Origin of the sequence: Nonomuraea sp. NPDC047897 (genome assembly GCF_043204415.1) — a bacterium.
GTDB lineage: Bacteria > Actinomycetota > Actinomycetes > Streptosporangiales > Streptosporangiaceae > Nonomuraea.
The window spans coordinates 42,277-54,989 of the sequence record NZ_JBIDCC010000024.1 but is presented as its reverse complement, the minus strand read 5'-3'; the positions used below and the strand labels follow the sequence as shown (position 1 = coordinate 54,989).

The following is a 12,713-nucleotide window of genomic DNA, read 5'->3' as shown; positions in this document are numbered from 1 at the left end:
CGAGACCCAGTCCGAGCCCTGCCCTGAGACCGGTCCTGAGACCGGTCCCGAGCCCCGTGCTGAGCACCGCACCACGTCTTGTCGCACGCACGCAGCAACCCCCGAGATGTCACCGGGGGTCCAGACGGATCTATCCCCTCCTGTCCGCCTTGTCACACCTCGGGCGGTCGGGTCAGAGATGTTCGCGCAGGAAGGCCACGGCCGCCTCCACGGCCTGCGACACGTACGGCTCGGCGTCGTAGAGGTCGATGTGCCGCTGGGCGTCGAGCCAGACGAGCCGCTTGGGCTCGTCGAGCCGCCGGAACGCCTCTTCGGCGCCCTCCGGCGAGCAGAACCGGTCGACCACTCCGTGCACGATGAGCGCCGGCTTGGGCGACAGGAAGTCCGCCCCCATCATGTTGTCCATGGTGATCAGCTCGCGGATGCTCGCGCGGGTCACCTCGTTGCGCCAGGAGGCCGAGGCGGCCCGCCCGGTGCCGTAGTAGGCCCACGGCTCGTCGCCCGGCATGGCGGCCTCGCCCTCCCCGGCCTCGCCCTCCCCTGCCACGGCCGGCAGGTACTCGACCGGCCCGCCCCGGTCCTGGCGCTCCAGCACCTCGCCGAGGCCGGCCAGCGCGCCCTGGTAGTCCATGCCGGCCCGCATCGTGTAGGGGTTGTTGTACGCCCCCGCGATCCCCGCGAACACCTTCACCCGGGGGTCGAAGGCGGCGAACTTCAGCGCGTACCCGCCGCCGAGGCAGATTCCGACGGCGCCGATCCGCTCCCCGTCCACCTCGGGCCGCGACCTGAGCAGCGACACGGCCGCCCGCAGGTCGTGCAGCTTGCCCTGCGGGTCCTCATGCCGCCGCGGCGTGCCCTGCGACTCGCCCCAGTTGCGGTGGTCGAACGCCAGGGTGACGTACCCCTCACGGGTGAGCCGCTCGGCGTACAGCCCGGTCACCTGGTCACGCACGCCGGTGAACGGCCCGGTGAGCACGAGCGCGGGCAGCGGCCCGCGCGCGCCGGCCGGCACCCTCAGGTCGCCGGTCAGCTCGATCCCGTCGGCTGCGAAAGTGATCCTCATGCCCCCAGTGTGGTGGCCGCGGCGGCCTGGCCGGCACCCGGCCAGGCCGCCGCGGCCGTGGGACGTCGGCGGTCAGGAGTCGAACCCGAGGCCCATCCGGTCGAGCGTGCGCAGCCACAGGTTGCGCCGGCCCTGGTGGCGGTCGGCCTGCGCGATCGACCAGCGGGTGAACTGGATCACCCCCGACCGCACCGGCTCGGGCGGGAAGGGAACGGGCTTCTCCCGCACCATGCGCAGCTCGGTGCGTTCGGTCCGGTCGCCCGACAGCAGGTCCAGCATGACGTTGGCGCCGAAGCGGGTGGCGCCGACGCCCATGCCGGTGTAGCCGACGGCGTAGGCGAGCCGCCCGCCGTGAGCCCGGCCGTAGAAGGCGCTGAACCTGCTGCACGTGTCGATCACGCCGCCCCAGCGGTGCGTGAAGCGCACGTCCGGGAGCTGGGGGAAGGTGGCGGCGAAGTGCTCGGCCAGGGTGACGAACGTCTGGTCACGCTGGTCGTACTCCGGTCTGACCAGGCCGCCGTTGTAGTACACGGCGTCGTAGCCGCCCCACAGGATCCGGTTGTCGTCGGTCAGCCGGTAGTAGTGGAACTGGTTGGCCGAGTCGCCGACGCCCTGCCGGTTGCGCCAGCCGATCGTGGCGAGCTGGTCGCGCGACAGCGGTTCGGTCATCAGCGCGTAGTCGTAGACCGGCACCACGAAGTGCTTGAGCCGGCGCAGCAGCGGCGGGAACACCCCCGTGCCGAGCGCGACCCGGCGTCCGGAGGCGACGCCGTGCGGGGTGCGCAGGCTGATGACGGTCCCGTCGTCGTCGAGCGCGCGGACCGGGGTGCGCTCGTAGACGCGCACGCCGAGCCGCAGGCACGCCTCCCGCAACCCCCACGCCAGGCGGGCCGGGTCGAGCATGGCGCAGCCCCGGCGGTCCCAGAGCCCGCCGAGGTAGGTGGGCGAGTCGATCTCGGCCCGCACCTGGTCCTGATCCATCACCTGGTAGTCGAGGCCGAGTTCGGCGATGAGGTCGAGGTGCTCGGTCAGCCCGTCGAGCTGCCACGGCTCGGTCGCGACGTTCAGCTCGCCGGTGCGTTCGAACGAGCAGTCGATGCCGTGGCGCTCCAGCGTCCGCTCGATCTCGTCGAGGTTCCGCACGCCGAGGCGTTCAAGTTGGTCGATCTCCTCGGGCCAGCGTTCCAGGCCGTTGGCCAGGCCGTGGGTGAGGGTCGCCATGCAGAACCCGCCGTTGCGGCCGGAGGCCGCCCAGCCGATCCGGCGCCCCTCCAGCAGGACGACGTCCTGCCCGGGGTCGCGTTCCTTGGCCATCAGGGCCGTCCACAGCCCCGAGAAGCCTCCGCCGACGACGACCAGGTCGGCGCTGGTGTCTCCGATGAGCCGCGGTCGCGGCTCGGGTCTGGCCGGGGTGTCCAGCCAGTACGGCTTGCGCTCCGCGTCAGCAAGCGCCTTCAGCGGATCCACAAATCCCACTTCCCTACAGTGTGTTCGTTGTGTAATTGCGGGATCTCAAGGGTTTGACCTCGCGCGGGTTCCCCCCGCCGGTATCCGATCTCGCCTCCCTGTTCTTTGCCGTGGTACGCGTAACCCCCCGCGGACGGGCGGGGGGAAGCATGGCGCGCGGGCGCTAGGTGCGGCGCCGCGCCGCGACCGCGTTGGCGATCGCGATGAGCACGCCGATGCCGAAGATCAGCGTCCCCATGACGTTGACCTGCGGCGGGATGCCCGTCTTGACGGATCCGATGATCCACAGCGGGAACGTGATGGTCGAGCCGTTGACGAAGCTGGTGACCACGTAGTCGTCGATCGACAGGGCGAACGCCAGCATCGCGCCCGCCGCCACGCCCGGCATGATGGCCGGCAGCGTCACCTGGCGGAACGTCCCCCAGCCGGTGGCGCCCAGGTCGCGGGCCGCCTCCTCCAGCGACGGGTCCAGGGTGACGACGCGCGCCCGCACGGTCACCGTGACGAACGACAGGGAGAACAGCACGTGCGCGATGGTGATCGTGACGGCGTCGCGCGGCAGGTTGGCCGAGACGAACAGCGACAGCAGCGAGGCGCCCATGACCAGTTCGGGCGTGGAGATGGCGGCGAAGACCAGGAAGTTGGTCACGCCCCGGCCCTTGAAGCGGTGGCGGCCGAGCGCCAGCCCCAGCATCGTGCCGATCACGACGGTGACGAGGGTGCTGGCCACCGCGATGTAGATCGAGTTGAGCAGGGCGGTGGTGAGGTCGGAGATGCCGAACAGCTCCTGGTACCACCGCAGCGTGAAGCCCTGCCAGCTCGTGTTGGACTTGCTCTTCTTGTCGTTGAAGCCGAACAGGATCATCACGGCGATCGGCGACGACAGCCACACGATGATCAGCCAGGTGTAGGCGTGCAGCAGCCGGTCGCCGAGTCTGCCGCGCGTCCGGGTGGACAGTCTGGTCATCGCGCCGCCGCCTCCAGCACGTTCTCGGTGCCGAGCGCCCTGGCGTAGGCGAAGATGCCGACGAGCAGCACGGCCATGAGCGTGAACGACAGCGCCGAGGCCGTCGGGTACTGCAGGTTGGTCAGGTAGGTGGTCTGGATGATATTGCCGATCATGGTGTTGGACGTGCCGCCGAGCACCTGGGCGTTGACCGGGTCGGCCGTGGCGGGCACGAACGTCATGAGCACCCCGGCGAACACCCCTGGCAGCGACAGCGGGAGCACCACCCGCCGGAAGGCCGCCGTGCGGGAGGCGTACAGGTCCTGCGCCGCCTCCACCACCCGCGGGTCCACCCGTTCCAGCGCCACGTAGATCGGCAGGATCATGAACGGCAGCCAGTTGTACGTCAGCCCCGCGATCACCGCGAACGCCGTGGCCAGCACGTGGAAGTCGGCGGGCAGCAGCCCCCAGCCCTTCAGCGTGCCGAACAGGATGCCGTCGTCGGCCAGCAGGAAGCCCCATGAGATCGTCCGCAGCACGAACGACACGAAGAACGGCAGCAGCAGCAGGAACAGGTACATCGACTTGCGGTGGCCGCCCTTGAAGGCGATCCAGTAGGCCACCGGGTAGCCGATCGCCAGCATCGCCACCGTGGCCGCCGCGCCGTACGCCAGGGAGCGGGCGAGCTGGGTGCTGTAGCGGCTCAGCGCGTCGGTGTAGTTGGAGACGCTGAACGTCATCGCGAAGCCGTCGATGGCGTTGCCGGTCTGCAGCGACACCGACGCCATGGCGGCCATCGGCACCACCAGGAAGATCGCCAGCCACATCCAGCCCGGCAACGCCAGCAGGTAGGGGGTGAGGCGCTTCATGCCCTACGCCTGCGTGATCGACTGGAAGATCGGGTTGAAGACCTGCTCCTGCGCCGTGGTCAGCTTGGTGTAGCTGTGCAGTTTGGCGTAGTCGGCCTCGGTCGGGAACATGAGCGGGCTGGAGACCATCTGCTCCAGCGCTTCCTTGTCCTCGCCCGTGGCCTTGGCGGCCTTGTCCTTGAGGATGTCCTGCACGGCCGGCACCGGGGTGATGAACTGGATGAACTCGTCCAGCTCGGCGGCGATGGCCGGCTTGTACAGGAAGTCCATGAGCATGAGCGCGTCGACCGGGTTGGCGGCGCCCTTCGGGATGAGCATGTTGTCGGTCCAGATGGTGCCCCCCTCCTCGGGCACGTAGAACTCGACGGGCTCGCCCGCGAGCTGGCGCTGGAAGACGTCGCCCGACCAGGCCATGCTGATCCAGATGTCACCCTTCGACACCGCGTCGATGTACGCCTGGTCGTAATATTTCCGGACGATTCCGGCGTCGCGCTGGGCCTTGAGCTTCTCGCCCGCCTTCTGCCAGTCCGCCTCGGTCGACTCCTCCGGCGCGATGCCGAGCGCGATCATGCCGAAGTTCGCGATCTCCTGCGCGTCGGCCATCATGCCGACCCGGCCCTTGTACTTGGGGTCGAAGAGCGCGTTGATGCTCTTGAGCTCGTCCTTGACGTACTTGGTGTTGTACGCGATCCCCGTCACGCCCGAGGTGTAGGGAACCGTGTAGGTGTTGCCCGGGTCGTAGGCCCGCTTCTTGTACGCGGCCCCGGCGTTGGCCGCGAAGTTCGGCAGCTTGGACTGGTCCAGCGGCACGCAGTAGCCCAGCTCGATCATGTGCTGGAGCTGGATGCCGTTCGTCATGACGACGATGTCGTAGCCCAACGACTGGCCGGCGCGGAGCACGGGGTCGGCCTTGCCGAAGAACTCGGCGTTCTCCTGGATGACCTCCTTGTACTCGTAGGCGATGCCGGTCTCCTGCTGGAACTGCTTCAGCGGCGCCTGGTCCTCGGGCATGTACTCCGGCCAGTTGGCGAAGACCACCTTGCCGTGTTTGGTCTGCTTGGCCCAGAAGTCCTGCACCGCGTCGGTCTTGGGCGGCGCCGCCTTCTGCCCCTCCACCCCGCAGGCGGCCAGGGCCAGGCCGGCCGCGGAGAAGCCGGCGATCCGGAAGGCGTCGCGGCGGGTGCGGGGCTGCGTCATGCCCCGCAGCAGAGCGGGGTCGTGCTGGTGGTTCATGTGCTCGGTCAACTTCCTAGTGCGTAGGAGTGCTGCGCCTGCCACGACAGCCACACCGCGTCGCCTCGCTCCGCGATGTTCCTGGCGTCGTGCGCGTTCTGCTGGAACACCGTCACCTCCGTCCCGTCCGCCAGGCTCACCGCGTAGCTGGTGTAGGTCCCCAGGTAGACCACCTCGTTGACGGTCCCGGGCACCACGCTCACCTCGCCGTCCGGCTTCTCGGCGGAAATCGTGATCTTCTCCGGGCGGACGGTGAGCGTGACGTCGCCCTCCCGTTCCGGCACCAGGACCCGGCCGCCGCCCACCTCCAGGACGCCGCCGCTCGCGACGCCGGACAGCAGGTTGGAGGTGCCGATGAAGCCCGCGACGAAGGCGCTGGCCGGGCGCTCGTAGATCTCGCGCGGGCCCGCGAGCTGCTCGACGAGACCGTCCTTCATGACGGCGATGCGGTCGCTCATCGTCAGCGCCTCACCCTGGTCGTGCGTCACGTACACGAACGTGATCCCGACCTCGCGCTGGATCCGCTTCAGCTCGATCTGCATGGCCTGGCGCAGCTTCAGGTCGAGCGCGCCGAGCGGCTCGTCGAGCAGCAGCGCGCTCGGCCGGTTGACCAGGGCGCGGGCCAGCGCGACGCGCTGCTGCTGGCCGCCGGACATCTCACGCGGCCGGCGCTTCTCGCGGCCCGTCAGGTCGACGATCTCCAGGATCTCGCCGACCCGCCGCTTGATCTCCTCCTGCGGCGTCTTGCGCTGCTTGAGGCCGAACGCCACGTTGTCCCACACGTTCATGTGCGGGAACAGCGCGTAGGACTGGAAGACCATGTTGACGTCGCGCTTGTTCGGCGGGACGTTCGTCACGTCCTGCCCGTGCAGCTTCACCACACCCCGTGAGGGCTCCTCGAAGCCGGCGATCATCCGCATGGTGGTGGTCTTGCCGCACCCGGAAGGGCCGAGGAGGGAGAAGAACTCCCCCTCGGCGATGTCGAGCGTGACCCCCTTCACCGCCTGGACGACCTCGCCGTGCGAGACGTACTCCTTGACGACGCCTTCGAGTTCGATCGCGTTCAGCTCGGCCATGTCCAGGTTCAATTCCTTGTCGTGCCGTGTCGCGTCATTCGCCGATGTAGTGCATGACGTGCTTGACCCGGGTGTAGTCGTGCAGCCCGAACACCGACAGGTCCTTGCCGTATCCGGAGTGCTTGAAGCCGCCGTGCGGCATCTCCGAGACGAACGGGATGTGGGTGTTCACCCAGACGACGCCGAAGTCGAGCCGGTTGGACATCCGCATCGCGCGGCCGTGGTCGGAGGTCCACACCGAGCTGCTCAGGCCGTACTGGACGTCGTTGGCCTTGGCCAGCGCGTCGGCCTCGTCGGAGAAGGTCTGCACGGTGATGACCGGGCCGAACACCTCGTTCTGCACCATCTCGTCGTCCTGGCGGAGCCCGGCGACGACGGTCGGGGCGAAGAAGTAGCCCTTGTCGCCGACCCGGTGACCGCCGGTGAGGACCTTGGCGTGCGCGGGGACCCGCTCGATGAAGCCCTGCACCTTGGCGAGCTGGTTGGCGTTGTTGAGCGGGCCGTACAGGGCGTCCTCGTTGGACAGGTCGCCGGTGACGGTGGCCGCGGCGGCCTCGGTGAGCGCGGCGACGAACTCGTCGTGCACGCTCTCGTGGACCAGCACCCGGCAGGCGGCGGTGCAGTCCTGGCCCGCGTTGTAGTAGCCCGCCACGGCGATGTCGGCCGCGGCCTTGCCCAGGTCCTTGACGTCCTCGAAGACGACGACCGGCGCCTTGCCGCCCAGCTCCAGGTGAACCCGCTTGAGGTCCTCGGCGGCGGTCCTGGCGACGGACATGCCCGCGCCGACCGAGCCGGTGATGGCGACCATGGCGGCCGTCGGGTGGCCGACGACCAGGGCGCCGGTCTCGCGGTCGCCGGTGACGACGTTGAAGACCCCCGCCGGCAGCACCTCGCCGAGGATCTCGGCGAGCTTGAGCGTGGCGGCCGGCGTGGTGTCGGACGGCTTGAGCACGACCGTGTTGCCCGCGGCCAGCGCAGGGGCGATCTTCCACACGGCCATCATCATCGGGTAGTTCCACGGCGTGACCTGCCCGACCACGCCGACCGGCTCGTGCCTGATGACGCTGGTGTGCCCGGCCAGGAACTCCCCTGCCGTCGGGCCCTCCAGCGTGCGCGCGGCGCCGGCGAAGAAGCGGAAGTGGTCGGCGGCGACCGGAGTCTCGTCCTCCGCCATGCGGGCGCGCGGCTTGCCGGTGTTCAGGCACTCCGCCTCGTTGATCTCCTCGGCCCGCGCGTCGATCGCGTCGGCGACCTTGAGCAGCAGGTTGGCCCGCTCCCCCGGGGTGGTCCGGCCCCATGACTCGAACGCGGCGGCCGCGGCGGCGTAGGCAGCGTCGACATCCTCCTGGCCGGAGATCGGAGCCTCAAGGTAGGCCTCGCCGGTGCAGGGATCGATGATGTCGGAGAATCGGCCGCTCTGGGCGTCCACGAACCCACCGTTGATGAAGTTCTGCAGACGGGTGGTCAAGGCAATGACCTCCTGGTGAGGTGGCTGAGATGCCGCGACTCTTACAGAGCACGTGCATCTCGACAAGGGATTTCGTGGCGAAGATATCAAATTGCTACGAAATCGCTTGACAGGACCCACAGAACTGACAACATGTCGCACCAGGACGGCAATGAGACGGGAACGCGCTTGTAACGGCGCGACCGGCTGGGAGGACTCCTCGCAATGACGACGCCGCCGCGCGTACGCCGCAGCAACGCCGCGACGCCCGGGCCATTCGTGCTCGACGACCTGTCCAAGCAGATCATCGAGCAGCTCCAGGCCGACGGGCGGATGCCGTACGCGGCGATCGGCAAGGCGGTCGGCCTGTCGGAGGCCGCGGTCCGCCAGCGCGTGCAACGCCTGCAGGAGGCCGGTGTCATGCAGATCGTCGCCGTGACGGACCCGCTGACGCTGGGCTTCCCGCGCCAGGCGATGATCGGCGTCAACTGCGAAGGCGATCTCGACACGGTGGCCGACGAGCTGGCCGCGATCGAGGAGATCGACTACGTGGTGCTCACGGCGGGCTCGTTCGACCTGATCGTCGAGGTGGTCTGCGAGGGCGACGGCCATCTTTTGGAAATCCTGAGCAAAATTCGCGCCATTCCGTCGGTGCGGACCACGGAGTCGTTCGTCTACCTCAAGCTGCGCAAGCAGACCTACTCGTGGGGCACCCGCTGACCCAGCCGCGCGACGGCTCTGACCGGCGCCCCGAACGCCGCCCCCTCCCCAGCCGGAGGGGGCAGGACGTCCACGCTCAGTCGGCGAGTTGGATGGTGGCGATCTCCCAGGGGTTCAGGGGAAGGCGGAGGGTTCCGTCGGTGACCGGCAAGGGGGCGCCGGGGCGGCCGCGGAGATCCGCGTGGCGGGCACGGGTGAAGGGGCCGGTGATGACCGCTTCCGTGGCCGTCGGGGTGAGGGCCACGACGCGGAGCTCGCGCCGGTCGTCGCGCATCCGCAGCGAGGTCATGACCACGCCGTCGCCCGTCACCGTCAGGCCGGCGGCCGGCGCGGGCAGGGGCAGCGACGGGTCGCCCGAGCCGGGGACGGGCAGCAGGTCGTGCCGGAACGTCTCCGCCGCCGGCGGCACCGCCGACCAGGTCCCGCTGTACGGCATGAGCGCCAGGTCCACCGTGCGGGGGCCGCGCGACTGGGCGGCGGGCGTGGGGAGCTGGGGGCCGGCGGGCTCGGGGCGCAGGGCGTGGCGGTTGCGCGACAGGTAGCCGACCGAGCGGAGCAGGGTGAGCGCCAGTTCGCGGCCCTCGTCCACCAGTTCGTACTCGGTGACGTGCTCCAGCAGCGCCGCGACTCCCCCGGCGGCCACCCAGGAGGCGGCCGGGAACGTGGGCAGCGGCTCCTCGCCGCACCCGCCCTCGGCCGTCAGGCCGCGGGTGACGACCGCGAACTGGCCTTCGGCGTGGGAGGCGGTCGCCTGTTCGGGCAGCGGCACGTGCAGGCGGACCCGGTGGTCGGCGCAGCGGTTGTCGAACGTGACGCGCAACCGGACGAACGGCTCGCCCGCCCGCAGCTCGACCCTGGTGTCGACGACGATCTCCTCGGTGGCGTCCGTCCGGGACGCGGCGGGCAGCTCGGGGGTGCCCTCGATCCCGGCGCCGGCCGCCGGCCACCGGTAGCCGCGGCGCACGTCGAGGGCGGCCACCAGAGGTCCGGTGCAGACGACGTCCACCTCGACGTCCTCGGGCTCGTCGACGATCCTGTCGGTGGCGGGCGGCGCGTGGTTGTAGGTGTCGCCGACGTCGCCGCCGTCGACGATCCGGCCCGCTCCGGTGAGCGTCACGCCGTCGGCGCCGGTCAGGGCGAGGGTGCCGTCGGCCGCCACCTCGACCCGCAGCAGGCCGTTGTCGAGCACCTGCCCGTCCACCCGGACCGGGGCGATCGCCGCGCCGTCGGCGGGCTGCGCGGCGGTCGAGTGGTCGGCGGATTCCTGCCGGGCGGGGCGCAGGCTGGTGTGGCCGAGCGGTGGGACCTCGACGAGCGCGGCGACCGTGCGGCGCGGCTCGGCGACGATCCGCACCCGGGTCACCCCGTGCAGGCGGTCGCGCAGTTCAGCCGTCGTGAAGGCGGCCGACGTCTCGCGGGCCACGGTGAAGGTCAGCGTGCCGTCCTCGACGGACCAGCCGGTGATCTGCTGGCCGTACAGCTCGGTGCCGTGGATGAAGGTCAGCGCCGTGGCCGGGTCCATCTCCTCGTCCAGCAGCAGCGTGGGCGCGTACTCCAGCGGCTGGAGGGGCAGGCGGCGGCCCGTGGCGTCCACGAGCGGCTCGTGCCCGGCGACGTCCACGAGCACCACGCCGCGCCGGGCGGCGGGTGTCGGGTTCACGACGAGCACGCCGTCGGACGGCACGGCGGCGGCCAGCTTGGCGGTCACCATGTCGCGTACGGCCTGCCCGAGGTGCTCGGCCTCGGCGATGCGGGCGGCGACCTGCTGGGCGGTGTCGTCCACGCCGCAGCCGGTGACGGAGTCGTGGCCGCTGGCGTCGACCAGCCGCCACCAGGCCATGTCGAGGAAGCGGCCCGGCCACTCCTCGCCCCAGAGCGCGGCGAGCGGCTCGGCGTAGCGTTCGACCATGCGCTCGGCGCGGCCCATGGCCTGCTTGACGTGCGCGCGGACGGAGATGACGCCGGGCAGGATGTTCGCGCGGGCGTGGGAGCGTAGTTCTCCGGTGACGCGCGGCAGCCCGTCCACGGCCCCACCCTGACCATTTGCCGCGATATATCCGGACAAGGTGTCCATGCGGGCGCCGATCGCGGCCACCATGCCGGGCAGGCCGCGCACCGGTGCCGAGTGGTCGGTGCCGTACATGGCGAGCAGCGGCCCCTCCGGGCCATGCCACCGGCGCATCCGCCCGGTGAACTCCGCCGCCCGCTCGGCCAGCCGCCCCGGCTCCTCGAACAGGTGCGCGCCGTTGCCGTAGCCGCCCGCCGGGAGGTACTGGGCGCGCACGGCCGTCCCGTCGGGCGCCACCCAGGCGAAGACGTCGGTCACCACGGCCGACGGCACCCCGCGGTAGACGCAGGCGTGCAGCAGCCCGGCCTTGCGCAGGATCTGCGGCATCTGGGCCGTGTGGCCGAACATGTCGGGCAGGTAGCCGACCGGCATGGCCCCGCCGAGCTTGTCGGCCCGGTCCATGCCGAGTTCGAGGTTGCGGACGATGTTCTCGCCCGAGCACAGGAACTCGTCCAGCAGGATCTGCCACGGCCCCACCGCGAGCCGTCCCGACTCGACCAGCGCGGCGATCCGGTCCCGCTGCTCGGGCCGGACCTCCAGGTAGTCGTCCACGCAGGCGAGCTGCCCGTCGAGGGTGAAGTGGTAGGCCGGCTCGCGTTCCATCGTGTCGAGCACCTCGTCCAGCAGCGCCACCAGCCGCAACCGGAAGCGCTGGAAGGGCTCGTACCACTCGCGGTCCCAGTGCGTGTGCGGGACGACGACGATCTCGGCGGGCCTGTCGGTCTGCTCGGCGCTCACGCGGCTTCCCCTCCGATGGGCAGGTCGTGCTGTACGGCGTAACGGGCGGCCACGCGCTGGGCCGTGACGATGTCCTCCAGGGCGCCGGCCATGCCGGTCAGCGGCGCCCTGCCGTCGGTGACGAAGGCGTGGAAGGCGGCGAGCTGCGTCTCGAACGCCTCGGTCACGTCACGCCACTCGGTGCGGCTCTCCCCGCCGGAGGCCGGGGACACGACGGTCAGCGTCGTGGGCGCGTTCATCAGGTAGGGCGCGGGGAAGGCCAGCTCCAGGGTCCCCCGGTCGTGGTGGATGGCCACGGTCTCGCGGTAGGCGGGATAGTCCTCCAGGTAGTGCCAGCGGATGGCGAACCGCCCGGCGGCCGGCAGCGGCCCCGAGATCTCGACCGACCCCGGCTCCTCCCCCCACGTCTCGACGTGCGAGATCTCGACGGGCGACCCGGTGAACCTGCGCAGCAGCGAAAGGTCGTGGCAGATCGACCCGAGCGCCACCGCGTACAGGGCCCGCACCCGCCGCGGAGCTGACTCGCCGAGCGCCTGGGAGACGAGGGAGTCCTCGGCCGCCCGCAACGAGGCGAGCAGGCCGGCGTCGACGTCGCGGGCGCGGGTGAGGTTGGCGAAGGCGAGCTGGGAGTCCCCGCTCGGATGCAGCACGGTCACCTCGACCGACCGGATGGCGGCGGGGCCGCCCAGCTCGGCCAGCAGTTCCTCGGCCCGCCGCACGGCCGGGTCGTACTGCTTCATGTAGCCGACCATGAGCCGCCCGGCCGGCAGCGCGGTCACCTCGGCGCGGGTCAGCGCCAGCGGCTTCTCGCACAGCACGGCGTACCCGGCGGCGAGCGCCTGGCGTACCGCCTCGCCGTGGGAGCCGGAGGCGAGGACGAGGACGGCGTCGAACCCGCCGGCGGCCAGCATCGGCTCGACGGCGGTGTAGCGGGCGGTCGCGCCCAGCCGGTCGCCCACGGCGTCGGCGAGCGTGCGCGACAGGTCGCAGACGGCGGTCACCTCGAACAGGTCGCGGCGGCGCGACAGCAGCGGCACGTACACCGCCTGGGTGACGGCGCCGCACCCGAGCAGCGCGATCTTCACA

At 70.8% G+C, this 12,713-nt stretch carries 10 protein-coding genes; 1 reads left to right on the top strand and 9 read right to left on the bottom strand.

From position 1 onward, the window contains the following. Positions 1 to 172: 172 nt before the first annotated feature. The 7 genes from ACGF0J_RS36065 to ACGF0J_RS36035 all read right to left on the bottom strand — a co-directional run bounded on the left by ACGF0J_RS36065 (position 173) and on the right by ACGF0J_RS36035 (position 8,122). Complete coding sequence (locus tag ACGF0J_RS36065; protein ID WP_393153428.1) at positions 173 to 1,063, bottom strand: alpha/beta hydrolase; 891 nt, start codon at positions 1,061 to 1,063, stop codon at positions 173 to 175. Positions 1,064 to 1,135: 72 nt separating this feature from the next. Continuing rightward, a complete protein-coding gene (locus ACGF0J_RS36060; protein ID WP_393153478.1) occupies positions 1,136 to 2,530 on the bottom strand; it encodes an NAD(P)/FAD-dependent oxidoreductase in 1,395 nt (464 codons plus the stop codon). A 163-nt stretch (positions 2,531 to 2,693) separates the two neighbouring features. Continuing rightward, positions 2,694 to 3,497: an ABC transporter permease gene (locus tag ACGF0J_RS36055; protein WP_393153426.1), complete on the bottom strand. Its 804-nt coding sequence runs from the start codon at positions 3,495 to 3,497 to the stop codon at positions 2,694 to 2,696. Then, a complete protein-coding gene (locus tag ACGF0J_RS36050) occupies positions 3,494 to 4,345 on the bottom strand; it encodes an ABC transporter permease (RefSeq protein ID WP_393153424.1) in 852 nt (283 codons plus the stop codon). The genes ACGF0J_RS36055 and ACGF0J_RS36050 overlap by 4 nt, the downstream gene beginning before the upstream one ends. A gap of 3 nt (positions 4,346 to 4,348) precedes the next feature. Further along, a complete protein-coding gene (locus ACGF0J_RS36045; protein ID WP_393153476.1) occupies positions 4,349 to 5,578 on the bottom strand; it encodes a PotD/PotF family extracellular solute-binding protein in 1,230 nt (409 codons plus the stop codon). A gap of 8 nt (positions 5,579 to 5,586) precedes the next feature. Then, positions 5,587 to 6,654, bottom strand: coding sequence for an ABC transporter ATP-binding protein (locus tag ACGF0J_RS36040; protein WP_393153422.1), 1,068 nt, complete (start codon positions 6,652 to 6,654; stop codon positions 5,587 to 5,589). Positions 6,655 to 6,688: 34 nt separating this feature from the next. Continuing rightward, positions 6,689 to 8,122: a gamma-aminobutyraldehyde dehydrogenase gene (locus ACGF0J_RS36035; protein WP_393153420.1), complete on the bottom strand. Its 1,434-nt coding sequence runs from the start codon at positions 8,120 to 8,122 to the stop codon at positions 6,689 to 6,691. 204 nt (positions 8,123 to 8,326) lie between these two features. Here ACGF0J_RS36035 and ACGF0J_RS36030 point away from each other — a divergent pair, with 204 nt between their 5' ends. Beyond that, positions 8,327 to 8,821, top strand: coding sequence for an Lrp/AsnC family transcriptional regulator (locus ACGF0J_RS36030; protein WP_393153418.1), 495 nt, complete (start codon positions 8,327 to 8,329; stop codon positions 8,819 to 8,821). 76 nt (positions 8,822 to 8,897) lie between these two features. Here ACGF0J_RS36030 and ACGF0J_RS36025 read toward each other — a convergent pair whose 3' ends face one another. Further along, a complete protein-coding gene (locus ACGF0J_RS36025; protein ID WP_393153416.1) occupies positions 8,898 to 11,627 on the bottom strand; it encodes an alpha-mannosidase in 2,730 nt (909 codons plus the stop codon). Continuing rightward, positions 11,624 to 12,712: a Gfo/Idh/MocA family protein gene (locus tag ACGF0J_RS36020; protein WP_393153414.1), complete on the bottom strand. Its 1,089-nt coding sequence runs from the start codon at positions 12,710 to 12,712 to the stop codon at positions 11,624 to 11,626. Before ACGF0J_RS36020 ends, ACGF0J_RS36025 begins: the two co-directional genes overlap by 4 nt. Between the last annotated feature and the right edge of the window lies 1 nt (position 12,713).

Excerpts from the sequence above, each read along its gene's own strand:
- ACGF0J_RS36065 (WP_393153428.1), bottom strand. The coding sequence starts at position 1,063 with ATGAGGATCACTTTCGCAGCCGACGGGATCGAGCTGACCGGCGACCTG.
- ACGF0J_RS36050 (WP_393153424.1), bottom strand. The coding sequence starts at position 4,345 with ATGAAGCGCCTCACCCCCTACCTGCTGGCGTTGCCGGGCTGGATGTGG.
- ACGF0J_RS36030 (WP_393153418.1), top strand. The coding sequence starts at position 8,327 with ATGACGACGCCGCCGCGCGTACGCCGCAGCAACGCCGCGACGCCCGGG.
- ACGF0J_RS36055 (WP_393153426.1), bottom strand. The coding sequence starts at position 3,497 with ATGACCAGACTGTCCACCCGGACGCGCGGCAGACTCGGCGACCGGCTG.
- ACGF0J_RS36040 (WP_393153422.1), bottom strand. The coding sequence starts at position 6,654 with ATGGCCGAGCTGAACGCGATCGAACTCGAAGGCGTCGTCAAGGAGTAC.
- ACGF0J_RS36045 (WP_393153476.1), bottom strand. The coding sequence starts at position 5,578 with ATGAACCACCAGCACGACCCCGCTCTGCTGCGGGGCATGACGCAGCCC.